Origin of the sequence: Solibacillus daqui, assembly GCF_028747805.1 — a bacterium.
In the GTDB taxonomy this organism is placed as follows: domain Bacteria; phylum Bacillota; class Bacilli; order Bacillales_A; family Planococcaceae; genus Solibacillus; species Solibacillus daqui.
This window is the reverse complement of the sequence record NZ_CP114887.1, coordinates 2,000,740-2,017,758: the sequence shown is the minus strand read 5'-3', so window position 1 is coordinate 2,017,758 and position 17,019 is coordinate 2,000,740. Positions and strand designations below refer to the sequence as shown.

The window sequence follows — 17,019 nt, the reverse complement described above, 5'->3', positions numbered from 1 at the left end:
GATACTAATTGTTTAATTTGGAATAACAAAAATCCCTGCATGAATTTATCCACATGCAGGGTTGATTTTACGTAATATTCACAATTCCAATAATTACTTCAAAACCAAAATACAACGATAACAAACATAGCCCAGCGAAAATATACTTTTCCACTTTGCCACCGGTTTTGATCGTGATGGGGAAACGTAATTTTAAATTTATTGGAAAAAATAACTTAATTCCCTGTCTCGTTCCCATATCAAGAATAAAATGACTAACCATTCCTAAGAGCAGCCCTATTGTGAATGCCTTATAAGGTACGAAAGCATTCATCAGTACCGCTACACAAAATAGAAAGAGGAAACTATGAGTGAAAGATCGATGTCCAAAAAGTTTATTGACAATTTTCGAACTAATGGGAAATGTCCGCCCCATTTTACTCCCACCGTGGCATATGTCCGGCAATAGTGCACCGACAATACCTGCCCCTACCAATATGAGGGGATTTTCATTAGAAATTTGTGCAAAAGCAAGACTTGCTGTGATGCCTCCTATGATGTGTGTGTTCCCTAGCATTCGTCTTTAATTCTCCTTGCCTATAAAATAAATATTACACTTTAAATTTATCATAATTTACACAAAAAGAGAACATACATTCCAAACGTACGTTCACAAGCAAATCAATATTTATCATCGAATATCTTAAATGACAGTAAGATTTGTTAAACCCATGGTAGAGATTATGCTCAAAACATTTGAGAGAAACAGAAAAAAACATACGACATTCCTTAACATTCCTTATAAAAGCATTTTCCTTGTTATAAGTAAAAATGACCTTTAATGAAAGCAATGTCGCATGTTTATAATTCATTTGAGATGCATGAAAATTCAGAAAAACATACTAAGATAGTTATTGTTATGCAAGCGCATTTCTCACTATGTCTAGGCATCGCATAATTTTATGAATAAATTGATACACTTAAACCTATTTAGCTGTAAATTCTAATTCTTTAGGTGGCTCGCCTTTCTTATTCATCAATCGCATACGAATCGGTTCAATTTTCAGCGTTAACATATCATCTTTTGTACCAATAAAAATGCTAGAAAAAATTTCAGCAAGCTTGTTTTTTATGCTCTCATCTTCAAACGCTGTCACTTTGCCTTCGATTTCTACATAAGCATCACCAAATCCACCATTTTCGTAGCCATATAAAATATGTGTATACGGATTTTGTTGCAGTTCTTCTACTTTTTCAGAATGTTTACTTGTGACCGTATATAACACAAAGTCCTCATGTTTGAATGTCATATAACGAGAATACGGTTTTCCATTCCGAACAGTTGCCATCGTTCCAATTTTTTCACGATTTAATACTTCTAGTATTTCATCACGTACAGAAGTCATTTCACCCCATCCTTTCAAGTTACACTATTAACTTGCCCTTCCTTATCCATATTAAACAGGTTTGTTTGAAAAATTAGCGCTGGAAGTAACGATAGTAAAACAAGCATCTTTTGATAAATCCACTTCTTGATGATAAAGATAAAGGAGAGTGGCTTACTTCGCTCGTATGTTTCCTATCTATCCTTGGATTGCAACTTCTAGTGCTATTAGCATCCTGTCATTGAAAGTCGTTTGATGTTCTTTAGAAGTTTTTACCCCACCTGTAATCCACGTAACCAATCATCCATATCTAGCACCTCAGTACGGTTCATGTGTTTTGCACTGAGAATTTGGTAATAAAAAAGCACACTTAAACAAGTATGCCTTCAAACCATTATTAACCTTAAGAAACATTAAACACGTATTCGCATGTGACAATGTAACAAAAGGAACTAGCAAGCACCTTGATGACACACTAAAATAAAAAGCACCTAACAAGTTTTTTCACTTGTAGGCACTCCTAAAATAGGTTATGGGCACTTGTTAAAAATACTTACCTCATAAACCCTTGCTATGACTAGACTTGGATTGTTGCTTCTCGTGCGATTAGCAACCTGTCATTGAAAGTCGTTTGACGTTCCTCAGAAGTTGTTACCTTACCTGTTAAGATATGGTCAGCTTTTGAGAAAAGCGTTAACTTTCTCTCGTTAGTTAATAGGCTAGATTAATTTTAATTGTTAGGATTGACATTGACTATAACAGTTTTGCCATTAAATGAAATACTAGCTTGTTTCTTATTCTGATCCCATGAAGCTTTTGATCCGCTTGGACTAGCAACAACTAAAGGAACGAGAGTCTTTCCATTCTCAACTCGAACTGGAACATCAATGATCTTTGGTTGACCATTAACTGTAATCTTTTTAGAATTTGCAGTTAAAACAACTTCGCTTGTACCGTCATTAATTGTTACTGTTTTTGACTTTTGATTCCAATCTACTTTTGAATTAAACTCTTCGGAAATTACACGAATAGGCACAAGTGTCCTGCCGTTTACTACTTTCCCACCATCGACAACTACTACGTCATTACTTGCAGAGGTAACTGGAGGTAATGGCTTTGGTGTTGGTGTTGAGTCGTTTAAATAACTTGATGCTACATACCCCTTTGTCCCGTCACTTCTTTTCACAGGATACCAAACAAAATGGTTTTTCTTCGTTGATACTTCATCATATTCAAAAGGACCCGTAATGGTAATCGTTTCACCTTCACGTAAAGTATCCAATAAAGGACTATCCGTAGTAGGTCTTGACCTTAAATTTGCATTTGTTGTTGTATTAACTTTTTGATTTGTTTCAAAGGCATGCTTTGATTTTGTTAATGGTAATTCAAAAGGATAGTTCATCGATGAAAATTTAATATTTTCCTTGCTGTTCGAGTCATATTGAAAATCTTCACTTGAAAATGGTAGCACTTCCAAGTCAATTAACCCCATTTTTTCAACGATTCCGAAAATCTTTTCTTGATAGGCATTGGCATTTCTTTCATCAGTTGCTTGGATGATTGGACTATTGACTGGCTTCGTACCGTTATAAGCCATGACAGCGAAGTACCAATGCTCCAGTACATCTCTTTCTCCACCGTTGATGCTAGGTAAATCCTTCCGCTTAAACATTTTATCTAGAGTCTCTACACCCGCTTGAATATTATAGACAAGATCGCTTTTTAGTCTATCTTGATTGTAGTCGGCTTGATTTGTAATTTGCATAATGCCAATTCCATTATCAGCGGTCACAATCGCCTTACCATTTTGATCGAAATGACGCCAATTTCCACTTTCACCTTCCGCTATTGCCTTCACAATTTCAGGAGGAACATCATAAATCAATGCTGTTTCGGTTAACAAACAGTTCATTGTTGAATAATCAGGGTTTCCTTTCGATGCCGAATCATACTCACATGTATTTGCAATATTATTAGCAGATATATTTTTATCTGTATTGACAGATAGAGAAATGGCACCAATCGCAATAACACTAATCAATGGTTTCAATATCTTTTTCATATCTGATTATTACACTTCCTTTCATATTTCCTAAATTTTAGAGATTCAGATATATGTTAACATAAACCAAATATTTGAGATAGGGGTAATATCCAATGTTTCTTTTATTTAACAGTATTAAGTGAAAAATGATATTTCTTACAAATATTGTTTAATGTTGATTCGGTGAAAGGGTTGTAAATAGTGATTGTTGGATTTTTACCTTTTTGTGAAATAAGTAAGTTTCCTAAAGTCCATTGAAAAAGCACAAGCCAAATCTATCAACTCTTACAGGCTCGTTAAATGGCACTGCGAGCTTGCTATGATTGTTGTTCAATAATTGAAGCGGTTGAGCTTTACTACACACTTAATTTCAACTAAGAGTTGCTTCTTTTCCAAAGCTTATAAATTATGGTTTAAACAACCTTAACACTTATTCTCATATCTCAATAGAACTGAAGCAAAATGCAACCTCTTTATTTGATTCATTTTACTAAAAAAACCCACTAAACAATTGCTCGTTTAGTAGGCATCAAATGGAAATTTCAAAGGTTAAAACCCCTTTTTAGTCCCTATGTAAAATTTAGAGTCTCTCAACCTTTACTAAGACTAGACTTGAATCGCCGCTTCTAGCGCAATTAACATCATGTCATTGAAAGTCGTTTGACGTTCTTCAGAAGTTGTTACCTCACCTGTATTGATGTGGTCAGATACTGTTAGAACAGTTAATGCTTGATATGACAGTAGATTAATAACGAGCCGATTAGTCTTGTCATATCGCATGTGGGAACAGTCAATCTTTTTTATTAGTGATCCACACAGCTATACCCCAATATTTGTAAATGTGTTACACTATACTAATGATAAATAAACATTAGATTATATTCAGAGGAGACGTTATGGAAAGTAGTTACATGAAAAATCATTTCACCATCATCTATGAGCAACGAGAAGAATTTGCTAATGTGCTCAAAGATTTTAAAGATAAAGAATGGGAACGACCTCAAGAGGATAAGTGGTCTTTTGGAGAAACCTATTATCATTTATATTTAATGATTAGACTATTTAGACAGTTAAACAAATCATATATACCGATTTCTAAGCCTATTGCTACTATAAGAAGTCGAAAGCCGTACAACATTAAAAGTGACGATATATTTACTGAATATAAAGAAAAACATAATAAACCTATGAAAGCACCTTTTGTTTTAGTGCCACCAAAGAATATTAAAGAGAAAATTTCATTTAAATGGTTAGTAAACGAGCTAGATATTGAAACTAGGTATTTAGAAAAAATGCTTTCTAATATTAGCGATAACGTAGCTGGACATATACGTTACCCCGACCCAATAGCACATTATCCAAATTTAATTCAATGTATTAACATATTAGGTATACATGAAAAACAACACTTTTTATTATGCAAAAAATATTATAACTTACATTAATATTGACTTATAATAATGATATTACTAGATAATAAGGACAGGACTTGTGTTTATGAATAAGCTCTATATATGCAAGTCCTTTTGTAATGCTCTCCCTTCACACACTTACAGGAACGCTTCTTAGAATCGCTCTGTGAGATTAATCCTAGTAACCAATCATCCATAACTAGCACATCATTACGGTTCATGTGTTTTGCACTGAGCTTTTGGTAATAAAAATAGTCATACTTAAACAAGTATGACTTTAAACCATTATTAACCATAAGAAACATTAAACACGTATTCTCATGTGACAATGAAGTAAAAGGAACTAGCAAGCACCTTGTTTGACACACTAAAATAAAAAGCACCTAACAAGTTTTTTCACTTGTTAGGCACTTTTAAATTAGGTTATGGGCACTTTTGGAAGCTTGTTAAAAATACCCATCTTACAAACCCTTGCTATGACTAGTCTTGGATCGCCGCTTCTAATGCAATTACCATCATGTCATTGAAAGTCGTTTGACGTTCTTCAGAAGTTGTTACTTCACCTGTAATGATGTGGTCAGATACTGTTAGAACTGTTAATGCTTTACGTCCAAATTTCGCAGCTAGAGTATAAAGTGCAGCTGTTTCCATCTCAACAGCAAGTACTCCGTATTGTGCTAATTTTTCATTTTGTTCTTCATCTGAATAGAACATATCTGCCGTGAAGATGTTACCTACACGTACATTTAATTCTGCTTCTTTTGCAGCGTTGTAAGCTTTTAATAATAAATCAAAGTCTGCAGTTGGTGCATAGTCGAGGTTGCCGCCGAAAATAATGCGATTTAAATTCGAGTCAGTAGATGAAGTTTGTGCGATGATTACGTCACGAACCTTTACATCCTTTTGAATCGCGCCACAAGTACCAACACGGATTAATTTTTGTACACCGTATTCTTGCATAAGCTCTGTAGCGTAAATAGAAATAGAAGGTACACCCATTCCCGTACCTTGAACTGATACGCGTTTGCCCTTGTAAGTACCTGTGTAGCCTAAGATATTACGTACTTCGTTGTATTGTACTACGTCTTCTAAAAACGTTTCAGCAATATACTTTGCACGTAGCGGATCTCCTGGTAATAAAACGATTTCTGCGATTTCGCCTTGTTTGGCACTAATATGAACACTCATTTATATAACCTCTTTTCATCATCATTCTATTTAATTGTAAACGGTTTCGTATAAATATTCAATCGTTAGACGTCTTTCTTCATTGAAAAAATCGAACATTTTTGTTCACTACTTCTTAATCTCACTTTGATTTATTCAAACGATTTATTTTAATTCTAATATACACACTGTTCTTTAAATTCTGCAAATAATAAATTAATATTGGAATTTCAGCTCGTACAGTGCCCACAGCGAATCGAATGCTTCTGTTGTCAAATACTCATCAGATTGCATTTCTATATAGTCAGATAGTTCTTGAAAATCTTCAGACATTTTCGGAAACCCATGATCTATAAACATACTTTCCGCAAAACGTACTTTATTGTCATCCCAATCTCCCCCTCTAAACGTCAAAGTATAATGATAAAATGACTTTTTCAATAAAATTCCCCCTATTTTATAAATTTTCCATTTTATAGTGTAATAATAGCCTCAATGTAGTAGAATATTAAAAAATTGATTTTTCAGAAAGTTGGTGATTATTTTGCTTAAAAGAAAAAAATCAATACCTATAGAAGCCAAAAATGTAAAAGAGAAAAAAAGCAAAAAATCCAATTTCAAATTTATTCATCTCATTAGAGGAAGAATTGTCCTCGCTTTTTCAGTTTTGATGACCATTATAATTGCTATGCAAATTTTATCGTACATCAATATTACGAATTTGCAAAATAACCTACGAGAGTTCGCAGATGAAAATTTAGAACAGCAAATGCTCATTAACACCTTAGTCACTGATATTGCCAAGCTTTCTAGCCATGAACAAGGCTATATCATCACTGGTGATAATTATCATTTAAAATCCTACGAAGATTTAAAGGAAACAATCAATGCTAATTTATCTACGATACAAAGCTCCCTTGAAAATCAAGAGGAGGAATTAAAGTTAGTAGTGCTAATACAGCAATTTTATACAAATTACTTATCCTATTCTAAATCGACGATAGAAGTACGTCAAAAGTATGGTTATGAAAATGCGGCAATAATGTTTAAAACAAGTGGAAGTCAAAGCTTTAAAAACTATATCGATGAAAATACATCTAAACTTATTGAAATGCTACAACAGCGTAACGAGGAAACTTTGTCTGATCTTGAGCAGTTTGCACTTGCTTCGAAAATTTCGTTTTTCGTACTTTCAGGGATCGCCTTATTTATTACCGTGACTTTAGGCTATATTTTATGGAAATCTATTCGCCGTAATACAAATGCTATTTATCACTCGATTTTAGATATTGCAAAAGCCGGTGGTGATTTAACACGTCGCGTTGAAGTAAAAACGAAAGATGAATTCTCACAAATCGCATATTCAACAAATATTTTAATCGAATCGATATCAAAGCTTGTGAAACGTGTGTCTAACCTAGCGGAAAACGTATCTAGCAGCTCTCAAGGGTTAATGACATTAGCAGACGAAAATGCTCGCACTATTGACTCAATAGCAAACTCAACACTAGATATCGCCAGTGACAGCAACGAAATTTTAACAAGCATTAGTAAATCAGCCAACGAAATGAATAAGCTTGAGATTTCGATGCACGAACTAAACAACAAAGCATTAGAAGTACAACTAGCAGCTACAGCGATGCAACAATCGGCACACTTAGGAAGCAATTCAGTCACGCAATCTTCCAATGTTATGCTTGAAATCGAGGAAACAATGGCTTCAACTTCGGCAACTGTTGAAAATTTAGGGCGTAAATCAGATGATATAACGTCTATTATCAGTACAATTACAGCAATTGCTGAACAAACGAATCTCCTAGCGTTAAACGCGGCAATCGAGGCTGCACGCGCTGGTGAACATGGACGAGGCTTTGCTGTAGTCGCAAAAGAAGTTCGTAAGCTAGCTGAACAATCACAGCTGGCTGCTAGTGAAGTTTCATCAATTGTTCGTTCCATTCAAACTGAGGTTAACTCTATTATCTCGCAAAATGAAACCGGAGTTCAAAAAGTAATTCGCGGTGTGGAAGTAACGAACGAAACAACCGAATCTTTACACAACATCTTGCAGCAAACGGAGAAAACATCGGAAATTTTAAGTTATATGGTCATTCAAATCGAACAAACATTAAAACATTCTCAAGATGTTACTTCTTCGTTCATCCATGTTTCAGCAATAGCTGAGAATACTGCAGCAAATACAGAACTTAGTGCTACAGCTGCTACGCAAGGTTCGGCCTCCATGCAAGAAATCAATGCCTCTGCGGTTGAACTCGCAGCACAAGCAGATGATTTACGCAGTGTCGTCGCTGAATTTAAAACATAAGCAAAACTCGCTCTCATTGTGAATTTCACAACAAGAGCGAGTTTTTTTATTTGAATAATGAAAGATACTCCCCGTAGCCCTCTTTTTCTAAATCTCCAATTGGCACAAAGCGTAACGATGCTGAGTTAATGCAGTATCGTAAACCACCTAATTCACGCGGGCCATCTGGAAATACATGTCCCAAATGAGAATCCGCTGTTTTACTGCGTACTTCCACACGGCGCATACCATGTGAAGTATCAAAATGTTCGGTTACCTCTGGAGCATCAATAGGTTTTGAAAATGAAGGCCAACCGCAGCCAGCATCAAATTTGTCTGTTGAGCTAAACAGTGCTTTGCCTGATATGATATCAACATAAATCCCGTCTTCAAAAACATCATAATACTCATTGCGAAACGGTGGTTCTGTTCCTTGATTTTGTGTCACATGGAATTGCATATCTGTTAACTGTTTTAAGCGTTCATTTTTATCCATTAACGTTTCCCCCAATGCTGTTCGATAAATCCAGCGCGTCCTGAGCCTACAGAGTAACGCTCATAATGGGCAGGATTTTTCTTATAATAATGCTGATGATAGTCCTCTGCTTCGTAAAATGGTTTTGCAGGTAATAATTTCACGGCGATTGGTGCACGGAATTTACCGCTTGCCTCTAACTTTGCCTTTGATAACTCTGCAATTTGCTTTTGTACCTCGTCATGATAAAAAATTGCTGTTGTGTACGATTCTCCTCGATCATAAAACTGCCCACCCGCATCGGTAGGGTCAATCAATGTCCAGTACAGCTCTACTAATTTTTCGTATGGATAGATACTTGAGTCAAACGTAATTTGTACGGCTTCTAAATGGCCAGTTGTTTCACTACACACTTGCTCATATGTTGGATTTTCAACATGTCCACCTGTATAGCCCGATACAACTTCAATAATGCCAGGCTGCGTATCAAACGGCTTGACCATACACCAGAAACAGCCACCTGCAAATGTTGCTTTTTGTAATGTCACCATATTTCACCCCTTATTTTGTTTCGTTTGGAATGACCACTTGTAAGACAATCTTGTCATTCGCTAAATCAATCTCTTGTGCTCGTACACGTGAACCGCTTGCAATGTTAATGCGTGATAAATCCACATAGATTTGCTCATCGTTTGGCTGCACGGTAATCCAAGACGGGAAATCGACTGCATCTGCCATTAATTTCAACACCATATCAGGTGGAATATTAACCTTCCCGACATGGACCGCCTCCTGTTTTAATACGATATTCCCATCTGTTACTACAGGATTGAAGTCCATTTGAATCGGTATTTCAAAACCAAATGCCATTAATGTACTATATAAGTATATTTTTTCGTCGATAACGAGCTCTACTGGAACTGGAGATTTTTTCATCGCATCAGCCAAGTATTGTTTGGCGATTGCTTCGAATTCTTTTGCTGTTGTTTCGACGGTTAATATATTGCCCTCAAGCGCGATAGGCTCTCTTGGACTTGCTTGCTTAAAGTCTGAAGTTATTAAATACACTAAACTAACAAGTACCATAATTATCGCACCTGCTAAGACAAAAAACGCAACTTTCCATTTATTCATGCTGTTCACTCTCCAAAACCTAATAAACCATTCGACATAGACTCAATATCACAGGATTGCATCGTTTCAATTACGCGTTCTGCCATTCGATCATAACCCGTACTATTCGGATGGAAGAAATCTACATGATATACCATATCTTCATTTGATACAAATAAATCCTCTACTGGCACAAAACATACATTGTTATTTGCTAAGCTTAGATTTTCTATTTCCGTGTTCCATTCGGATATTATGGACTCAAATGGCGTAACTTCATCGATCACAATTGACAAAGGATTATAAAAGCCTATTAAAATAATCGGCACATCTGCATTGCGAAGCCGAATTTCTTGCAGTATTTCTTCATAGCGTTTTATAAATTTAGGCAATTCTTTTTCAAACATCGACTGTTCCATTGTAAACAAGTTATTCTTCACTATTTTCATGACATCATTACCACCAAGGGTTATTGTAACTAGATTGGCTTTTGCCAATTCCTCATCGTATTGCCCTTTTTCCAATAATGCTAATAACTGATTACTGCGGCGACCGTTTTTGCCACGATTGTCAAGTTCTACGGATTTGATCATTGGCCATTGTTCTAATTGTTTTTGTAATCGAACAGTATAGCCGTAATCCTGTTTTTCATCCCCTACACCGCGCGTTAAAGAATCACCAAGTGCTAAGTAAAAAATATCTTGTGCGTATTCATCTTTTATATCCTCCCAATCTAACTGAAACACATCACTAATTATTTCTTTAATACGCTCGGTCCTCGATATTTCATCCTCTATTTTTGGGGCAATGTCTGAAATGATTGTAACCCCATTTTGTGAGGATTGATCAACAGGTAGCTTTTCTTCAGTTTCCGGGTCAATTGATACCGAACATGCTGATAGTAGCGTGATGAGACAAATCGTTAGTAATATACGCCACAATACAATCTCCCCTTTTAGTTCTTTATTATACTATTATAAGATATTTGTGAAAAAGAATGGAATTGTTTGCCTAGATATTTATAAAAAGATGAAACCTTTTTTTCTTTATATCGTATGTATTAGTACTTTTTGTTATTTTAAAGGAGAAACGATTTTTTTGTCACATTGAACCAAATATTTTTTATTCTTCATCTATTTCATCGCCATCTCAGATGCTTTTTATTCAACTATAGTCCAATTTGAAGCAAAATCGCCACCACAGCACCAAACTGTTCAAGTTGCTTACAGCGATGCATTAAACTATGGAGTCGTGCGGTGACAAAAAACGAAGAAATAGGAAACGTAAAATAAGCGTTACAGTTAATATTTTCGTTAACTCTATTACAATGACTATTACAAACGATGTAGAAACTTCCTTTGTGAATTACTCAACGGTGCGCTACAATTTACGTTGTTGACAAATAAAGGGCTTGTCCGGAAATTTCTTTCTGAACAAGCCCTTTTGCATTTGTTAATTTATTCTTTTTTCAAACAATCTTACTGTAACTACATTAAAGAAGCATGCTGAAACTAAGCTCAGTACTCGATAGATATTACTCGGTATAATAGACAAAGCCCATTGCACCTTCACCTGTATGCGTACTAATTACTGGTGAAGTGAATGCCATTTCAACTTCGCCGTTATAGCCAATTGCACGTAGTTGTTCGATTAAAGGGTTTACTAACGTATCTAATGAATTGGCATGAGAAATACCTACAGATTTTACTACTTTACCTTGTGTATCTTTTTCAAATTCACTGATTAAAAATTTCACAACTTGCTTGTGGCTACGAGGTTTAGCGCAAATTGTCACTTCGCCAATATCTAAATGTCCAATTGGCTTAATGTTTAGTAATGAGCTGACAACCGCTTTCCCTTTACCAATACGCCCACCTTTCACCATGTTTTCTAATGTGTCTAACACTACGAAAAGACGCGTATTTTCACGGATTTGATTTAGACTTGCTACGATTTCCTCTACGCTCGCACCTGCATCACGTAAACGAATCGCTTCACGAATTTGGAATGCTAGTCCAAACGCGATATATCGAGAGTCAATAACCGTTACATTTGAATCGGACATTTCTGCAGCTTGACATGCTGATTGATATGTACCACTCATACCACCAGTCATGTGAATAGAAATGATTTGTGATCCGTCCTTACCAAGCTCATCATAAATTTCCTTAAATATACCTGGAGCTGGCTGAGAGCTTTTAGGTAAATTTTCTGCTTTTTTCATTAATTCAATAAAAGTATCCGGCTGTAAATTCACACGATCTGTATACGTCTTGTCATCAATTTGCACTGATAATGGGACCATATGAATGCCGTGTTTTTTTATTTCTACATCTGTTAAATCACATGTAGAATCCGTTACAATATGGATTTGAGTCAAAATAAACACATCCTTTTTACATCTTCTTTACTATTATAAAGAATTACTATTTTTTTACCAATATGACGATTGTCATTCTTTCGAAACTCTAATTATCATATTGTATGTATGACATATTGCAGTATAACATAATGACAATGCACATTCGCAAACAATCACTATTTAAATTATTGTAAGAAAGTAAGGAGCGTGAAAAAACATGCAAACAATTGAAGCATTTGACTATAAAACATTAAAAGAAGAGCGATGGAATGCGATAACACATGGAATTGGGCTATTACTGAGCATTCCCATCTGTATATTGCTTATTATTTATGCTGCACAAAATGGTTCGGCTAAGCAAATTACGGCTTTTTCTATATTTGGTGCGTCACTCATTTTATTATTTTTAATGTCTACCCTTTTACATAGCATGCCAGAGAAATATAAACGCGTATTCTCTATTTTAGATCATTCGTCTATTTATATATTAATCGCTGGAACGTATACACCCTTTTTACTAATTGCAATTGATGGTGTGTTAGGCATTGTTATGCTTTGTATAATTTGGGCAATAGCGATTTTTGGTGTTGTTTTTAAATTTATGTTTATCCACCGTTTTGAGAAGTTTTCATTAGCCTTGTACATCGTGATGGGTTGGTTGATTATTTTTTTAATTCGTCCTCTCTATAGTTATATAACATTTGATGGCTTTATGTTGTTACTTTCCGGGGGTGTGTTGTTCACGTTTGGCTCGATTTTTTATATGTGGACAAAGCTACCGTATAATCATGCGATTTGGCATTTGTTTGTTATTGCGGGCTGTGGTTGCATGGTTGGATGTGTGTATTTTTATTTATAGATGAAGAAAACATAACGACAATATTCCACCAAGGATGGAGGCTAGCTCGACGCTAGGCATTAAAGCGTTGTTACAGGAAGTGGTGATTTTCTCTTCTATATGCTGACATCCATTGAAACACTGTCTAATGCGGATTATTTACACATGTGAAAAGGCTGTACAAAAAGTGAAAACTTTTTGTACAGCCTTTTACTTATTTCTCAAAAATACAATAACGGAATGTATACCCTTTACCAGAATCAACTGCTTCTTGGCTAGACGTTAAACGCCAGGCATCGTAGCGTGGGAAGAAAGTATCCCCTTTGAATTCATGATCGATTAGCGTAATGTATAATTTTTCTGCTATTGACATTGCTTGCTCAAAAATTTGTGCCCCGCCGATGATCATAATTTCTGAAGCATCTTGTACTAATTGTAGCGCGGCATTTAAGTTTGATACTGTTTCAATACCTTCAGCTGTGTAATTTTCGTTGCGGGTAATCACGATATTACGACGACCAGGTAATGCGATGCCTATTGATTCAAACGTTTTACGCCCCATAATGATTGGCTTCCCCATTGTCATTTCTTTAAAGTACTGTAAATCACCCGGTAAATGCCATGGCATATCGTTTTCATAGCCCATAACATAGTTTTTATCATGTGCGACGATTAATGAAATCATTGCTTATCCTCCTTTACACAGCAATCGGTGCCTTTATTGATGGATGCGGGTCATAACCTTCCACTGAAACATCCTCCAACTCAAAATCAAAAATTGATTGCTTGTTTGTGTTTAGCTTTAATGTTGGCAATGTTTTAGGTGCACGTGCTAGCTGATCTTTTACTTGTTCAAAGTGGTTTGCGTAAATATGTGCATCTCCAATACTGTGAACAAATTCCCCTACTTCAAGGCCGCATTCATGTGCGATTAAATGCGTTAATAATGCGTAGCTGGCGATATTAAATGGAATACCTAAAAAAGTGTCTCCACTACGTTGTGTTAACATACAGCTTAGTTTGCCGTCTGTCACATAAAACTGGAACATCGCATGACAAGGTGGTAATGCTGCTTTACTACCTTTCGCACCAGCATTGATTACATCCTCTGGATTCCATGCATTGACAATAATGCGGCGAGAATCTGGGTTATTTTTAATTTGATTGATTGCATCTTGTAGCTGGTCTAATGATTCACCCTCTGAGGTTGTCCAATTGCGCCATTGTTTGCCATAGACATTTCCTAAATCACCGTACTTACGTGCAAATTCATCATCGTTTAATACGCGCTCGCAAAATGAAGCTAGCTCCTTTTGATACTCTGTGTTAAATGCTTCGTCGACTAATGCGCGGCGGCCGAAATCTGTCATATCTGGACCTTGATATTCGTCTGATTCCACCCATTTTTTGAATGCCCACTCGTCCCAAATGTGGTTCTTATTTTGAAGTAAATAGCGAATATTTGTGTCTCCTTTAATAAACCATAATAGCTCACTTGCAACAGTCTTAAAACCAACACGCTTTGTTGTTAAAAGCGGGAAGCCTTTGGATAAATCAAAACGCATTTGATAGCCAAATACGCTTCTCGTGCCTGTTCCTGTGCGGTCGGATTTGTCTGTGCCGTTGTCTAAAATGTGTTGAAGAAGTTTTAAATATTCTTGGTCTGCTTGGTTTGTCAAAATGTTCACTCCTTGATAACTATCTCGTTCTATTATATAAGGATGGCACCCAAATTTGTATAGGCAGTTATGTCGGGAATCTCTAAATAAAAAACTACAACCAAAAACATCTATGCTTTCACTACAGTTCATCAATTAAAGTCTAATTATTTTATACAGTGGAAAATAAAAGAGTTTGCTGTTGAAGTGGCTTGCTTAAATGCCCAATCTGCATAGACATTCGTTGTTAAAAAGCCTACTTTTTGTAGCGAGGATTCGATTGTTTCTTTCGCTCTAAATATTAGTTGCATTTTTAGATGAATAACTTCTTCATTAGTATGGGCATTTTTCACGGTTTCATAAAATGTAAAAACATCATCAGTGAACCCTTCATAAGACGTCCAAATTTCAAGGGGATCACCAGTCAACGGGTCTATTGCTCTATCAGGTGTATCATCTAGCTGCCACTCTTCCCACGCTTTTGCTAGTGGATTACGCGTATCAAAAATGAAATGTCCTCCAGGCTTTAATGCGCGGTGTGCATCTGAAATTACATGTTGCCAACTTTCATCAGTAAGAAATACTTGCGCAACATTAGCCGTCATGATAATTGCATCATACACTGCTGTATGTAAATTTGAGCTATCTCCAACAATCCAAGTAATATTACCTTCGTTTGGTTTACTTTTTGCATACGAAATCGCTTCTTCATTTGGGTCAATAGCGGTAATTTGATAGCCTTGTTTCGCAAACTTTGTAGTCAACCTTCCTGTGCCACAGCCCAAATCTGCAATCGTTTTTACATCAATTTTATTTAATAGAACTAGATAGAAATCTTCATCTATCCCCCTGCTATTCACTTGATCGTACACTAATGGAATCATCTAATTACCTACTCTCTCGCATAACATTTTTGTTATATTTTACCACAATGTAGGTCATATGTATAAAAAATTGCATAATTAAAGGCGCTACTCGTTTTACATGGGTTGAGTAGCGCCTTTAATCAAATGTGTCTAAATCATCATATAGCTCAATTGTTTTTTCCAATTTTTATGTTGCCTCCCTAAGAATGGTTTTGTTGTTTTCAAGTAATTGAATGATTTGAAGTAAAATCTTCTCCTCCACTTTTACTGAATTGTTTACTTCCTTTGCAATTACTTTGTTTAATTCTAAAATTGTATTTACGTCGAGCTTATGTTTTTCCGCTAATTGGAATGCTCGCTCTAACTGACCGGTTATCATCGGCAGTCCCCCTTTGGTATAATTTTACATTTCGAAGTATAAATAATCGACTGCGAAAATGTATATACACTTATTTTACACGGTTCTAAAAAAAAATTCACTACTAAAACCTCCTTTTTGATAAAAAAATTTTTATCACTTTATGGCACTTAAAATACACTTAAGGAATGTATGGGACATCACATTGTTAGTGTAAAATCGCATTTCATTCAATTTTGGGACAAGAAAAAACAGACTACATTCAACGTGTGAATTAGTCTGTTTTTTAAGATACTTTACGAATAATACGACTTACTATTTTAAAAAGTGTCTTATCAATATTATGACAACCACTTAGGCGGAGTGTTTTTGCTCCAGTAGATATCACCTAGGTTGTAGTGCGTTTGATAATTATCTTCAAATGTGTGGTAGTGGAAATTATAGTAATAGCCTTCGAACGGACGGTTTTCTGTACGCACGTGGAAACGAATGACATCCTTTTTTGAATCGTTATTAACAATGTGGAAAATTTTCTCTGAATATTCGCCACTCGGTTTTTCTGAAATACTTAAATTGGATAGAGATTCTACACCAAGTCGATCCACTGTCACAGCGATTGCTTCTTCAATTTTAGGGAAAATATTCGACTCAAATTCATCTTCAATTACTGGCCCAATGCGTGTACCAAATTTTACGTATGACTGTTCTTTCGCTGCTTCAATGAATGTATCAACAGTCGGTAATTGCTGCTGGGCAACGATGATTTCATCTAGCTGATAAGCTGCTGAAATTTGGTTATCTGTTTGGCGGTCAATAATGGATTTGTTATTACCACGGTCTTCGTCAAAGTTTGCCCAAATTTCATGGTTTGGCGTAATCAGACCTAATGTTAAAAATGCAACGGATGCTACAAGTGATTTATAGAGCCATTTTTTCATAATTTCCACCTACTTTAATTATGTATAATTTTAAAACTTCTTCTTTAAATATATACGTATGTCCTAAGAAAAGGTTTCATCTTCCTTATAAACATTGTACAATAAAAAGGAAGATATTGTGA

General features: G+C 35.6%; 18 protein-coding genes and 1 pseudogene. 3 read left to right on the top strand and 16 right to left on the bottom strand.

Translation table 11 applies throughout. From position 1 onward, the window contains the following. Nucleotides 1-67 precede the first annotated feature (67 nt). From O7776_RS09740 to O7776_RS09725, 4 genes and pseudogenes are all read right to left on the bottom strand, one after another. Nucleotides 68-556 carry a metal-dependent hydrolase gene (locus O7776_RS09740; RefSeq protein WP_274310390.1) on the bottom strand — a complete coding sequence of 163 codons (489 nt, stop codon included), beginning with the start codon at nucleotides 554-556 and terminating at the stop codon, nucleotides 68-70. Nucleotides 557-965: 409 nt separating this feature from the next. Next, nucleotides 966-1,385, bottom strand: coding sequence for a pyridoxamine 5'-phosphate oxidase family protein (locus tag O7776_RS09735; RefSeq protein WP_274310389.1), 420 nt, complete (start codon nucleotides 1,383-1,385; stop codon nucleotides 966-968). 709 nt (nucleotides 1,386-2,094) lie between these two features. Continuing rightward, nucleotides 2,095-3,426 carry a stalk domain-containing protein gene (locus tag O7776_RS09730; protein WP_274310388.1) on the bottom strand — a complete coding sequence of 444 codons (1,332 nt, stop codon included), beginning with the start codon at nucleotides 3,424-3,426 and terminating at the stop codon, nucleotides 2,095-2,097. A 588-nt stretch (nucleotides 3,427-4,014) separates the two neighbouring features. Next, nucleotides 4,015-4,137 (bottom strand): annotated as a pseudogene (locus tag O7776_RS09725) (purine-nucleoside phosphorylase); the annotation flags it as partial. 167 nt (nucleotides 4,138-4,304) lie between these two features. Here O7776_RS09725 and O7776_RS09720 point away from each other — a divergent pair. Beyond that, nucleotides 4,305-4,853, top strand: coding sequence for a DinB family protein (locus O7776_RS09720; RefSeq protein WP_274310387.1), 549 nt, complete (start codon nucleotides 4,305-4,307; stop codon nucleotides 4,851-4,853). A 447-nt stretch (nucleotides 4,854-5,300) separates the two neighbouring features. Here O7776_RS09720 and deoD read toward each other — a convergent pair whose 3' ends face one another. Further along, nucleotides 5,301-6,008 carry a purine-nucleoside phosphorylase gene (gene deoD / locus O7776_RS09715; protein WP_274310386.1) on the bottom strand — a complete coding sequence of 236 codons (708 nt, stop codon included), beginning with the start codon at nucleotides 6,006-6,008 and terminating at the stop codon, nucleotides 5,301-5,303. A gap of 195 nt (nucleotides 6,009-6,203) precedes the next feature. Further along, on the bottom strand, nucleotides 6,204-6,428 hold the full coding sequence (locus O7776_RS09710; protein ID WP_274310385.1) for a YozE family protein: 225 nt from the start codon (nucleotides 6,426-6,428) through the stop codon (nucleotides 6,204-6,206). A 229-nt stretch (nucleotides 6,429-6,657) separates the two neighbouring features. Here O7776_RS09710 and O7776_RS09705 point away from each other — a divergent pair, with 229 nt between their 5' ends. After that, nucleotides 6,658-8,310 (top strand): methyl-accepting chemotaxis protein, encoded by a 1,653-nt coding sequence (locus tag O7776_RS09705; RefSeq protein ID WP_337999468.1) that lies wholly within the window; start codon nucleotides 6,658-6,660, stop codon nucleotides 8,308-8,310. Nucleotides 8,311-8,356: 46 nt separating this feature from the next. Here the strand turns inward: O7776_RS09705 and msrB are convergent, their stop codons facing one another. The 5 genes from msrB to O7776_RS09680 all read right to left on the bottom strand — a co-directional run bounded on the left by msrB (nucleotide 8,357) and on the right by O7776_RS09680 (nucleotide 12,257). Beyond that, nucleotides 8,357-8,785: a peptide-methionine (R)-S-oxide reductase MsrB gene (gene msrB, locus O7776_RS09700; RefSeq protein ID WP_274310383.1), complete on the bottom strand. Its 429-nt coding sequence runs from the start codon at nucleotides 8,783-8,785 to the stop codon at nucleotides 8,357-8,359. Further along, the gene (msrA, locus tag O7776_RS09695) at nucleotides 8,785-9,315 is read right to left on the bottom strand and encodes a peptide-methionine (S)-S-oxide reductase MsrA (protein ID WP_420802163.1); all 531 of its coding nucleotides are present in this window, start codon (nucleotides 9,313-9,315) and stop codon (nucleotides 8,785-8,787) included. Before msrA ends, msrB begins: the two co-directional genes overlap by 1 nt. Before the next feature lie 10 nt (nucleotides 9,316-9,325). Then, a complete protein-coding gene (locus O7776_RS09690; protein WP_274310381.1) occupies nucleotides 9,326-9,898 on the bottom strand; it encodes a YpmS family protein in 573 nt (190 codons plus the stop codon). Between the two features lie 5 nt (nucleotides 9,899-9,903). Continuing rightward, entirely contained in the window at nucleotides 9,904-10,818 is a 915-nt protein-coding gene (locus O7776_RS09685; RefSeq protein WP_274310380.1) for a GDSL-type esterase/lipase family protein, read from the bottom strand. A 593-nt stretch (nucleotides 10,819-11,411) separates the two neighbouring features. Continuing rightward, the gene (locus O7776_RS09680) at nucleotides 11,412-12,257 is read right to left on the bottom strand and encodes a DegV family protein (protein WP_274310379.1); all 846 of its coding nucleotides are present in this window, start codon (nucleotides 12,255-12,257) and stop codon (nucleotides 11,412-11,414) included. Nucleotides 12,258-12,456: 199 nt separating this feature from the next. Between O7776_RS09680 and trhA the strand changes: the two genes are divergently transcribed. Then, the gene (gene trhA / locus O7776_RS09675) at nucleotides 12,457-13,098 is read left to right on the top strand and encodes a PAQR family membrane homeostasis protein TrhA (RefSeq protein WP_274310378.1); all 642 of its coding nucleotides are present in this window, start codon (nucleotides 12,457-12,459) and stop codon (nucleotides 13,096-13,098) included. A gap of 193 nt (nucleotides 13,099-13,291) precedes the next feature. On the opposite strand, the gene O7776_RS09670 is transcribed toward trhA, so the two are convergent. The 5 genes from O7776_RS09670 to O7776_RS09650 all read right to left on the bottom strand — a co-directional run bounded on the left by O7776_RS09670 (nucleotide 13,292) and on the right by O7776_RS09650 (nucleotide 16,897). Beyond that, nucleotides 13,292-13,762: a dihydrofolate reductase gene (locus O7776_RS09670; RefSeq protein ID WP_274310377.1), complete on the bottom strand. Its 471-nt coding sequence runs from the start codon at nucleotides 13,760-13,762 to the stop codon at nucleotides 13,292-13,294. 13 nt (nucleotides 13,763-13,775) lie between these two features. Continuing rightward, nucleotides 13,776-14,756, bottom strand: coding sequence for a thymidylate synthase (locus O7776_RS09665; RefSeq protein WP_274310376.1), 981 nt, complete (start codon nucleotides 14,754-14,756; stop codon nucleotides 13,776-13,778). 146 nt (nucleotides 14,757-14,902) lie between these two features. Beyond that, entirely contained in the window at nucleotides 14,903-15,619 is a 717-nt protein-coding gene (locus O7776_RS09660) for a class I SAM-dependent methyltransferase (protein WP_274310375.1), read from the bottom strand. Between the two features lie 169 nt (nucleotides 15,620-15,788). Continuing rightward, nucleotides 15,789-15,980, bottom strand: a complete 192-nt coding sequence (locus tag O7776_RS09655; protein ID WP_241369662.1) for an ABC transporter permease — start codon at nucleotides 15,978-15,980, stop codon at nucleotides 15,789-15,791. Nucleotides 15,981-16,300: 320 nt separating this feature from the next. Next, a complete protein-coding gene (locus tag O7776_RS09650) occupies nucleotides 16,301-16,897 on the bottom strand; it encodes a YpjP family protein (RefSeq protein WP_274310374.1) in 597 nt (198 codons plus the stop codon). Between the last annotated feature and the right edge of the window lie 122 nt (nucleotides 16,898-17,019).

Coding starts and splice junctions, on each gene's coding strand:
- O7776_RS09660 (WP_274310375.1), bottom strand. CDS start 15,619: ATGATTCCATTAGTGTACGATCAAGTGAATAGCAGGGGGATAGATGAA.
- O7776_RS09650 (WP_274310374.1), bottom strand. CDS start 16,897: ATGAAAAAATGGCTCTATAAATCACTTGTAGCATCCGTTGCATTTTTA.
- O7776_RS09655 (WP_241369662.1), bottom strand. CDS start 15,980: ATGATAACCGGTCAGTTAGAGCGAGCATTCCAATTAGCGGAAAAACAT.
- O7776_RS09720 (WP_274310387.1), top strand. CDS start 4,305: ATGGAAAGTAGTTACATGAAAAATCATTTCACCATCATCTATGAGCAA.
- trhA (WP_274310378.1), top strand. CDS start 12,457: ATGCAAACAATTGAAGCATTTGACTATAAAACATTAAAAGAAGAGCGA.
- msrB (WP_274310383.1), bottom strand. CDS start 8,785: ATGGATAAAAATGAACGCTTAAAACAGTTAACAGATATGCAATTCCAT.
- O7776_RS09735 (WP_274310389.1), bottom strand. CDS start 1,385: ATGACTTCTGTACGTGATGAAATACTAGAAGTATTAAATCGTGAAAAA.
- msrA (WP_420802163.1), bottom strand. CDS start 9,315: ATGGTGACATTACAAAAAGCAACATTTGCAGGTGGCTGTTTCTGGTGT.
- O7776_RS09705 (WP_337999468.1), top strand. CDS start 6,658: ATGACCATTATAATTGCTATGCAAATTTTATCGTACATCAATATTACG.
- O7776_RS09730 (WP_274310388.1), bottom strand. CDS start 3,426: ATGAAAAAGATATTGAAACCATTGATTAGTGTTATTGCGATTGGTGCC.
- O7776_RS09690 (WP_274310381.1), bottom strand. CDS start 9,898: ATGAATAAATGGAAAGTTGCGTTTTTTGTCTTAGCAGGTGCGATAATT.
- O7776_RS09740 (WP_274310390.1), bottom strand. CDS start 556: ATGCTAGGGAACACACACATCATAGGAGGCATCACAGCAAGTCTTGCT.
- O7776_RS09670 (WP_274310377.1), bottom strand. CDS start 13,762: ATGATTTCATTAATCGTCGCACATGATAAAAACTATGTTATGGGCTAT.
- deoD (WP_274310386.1), bottom strand. CDS start 6,008: ATGAGTGTTCATATTAGTGCCAAACAAGGCGAAATCGCAGAAATCGTT.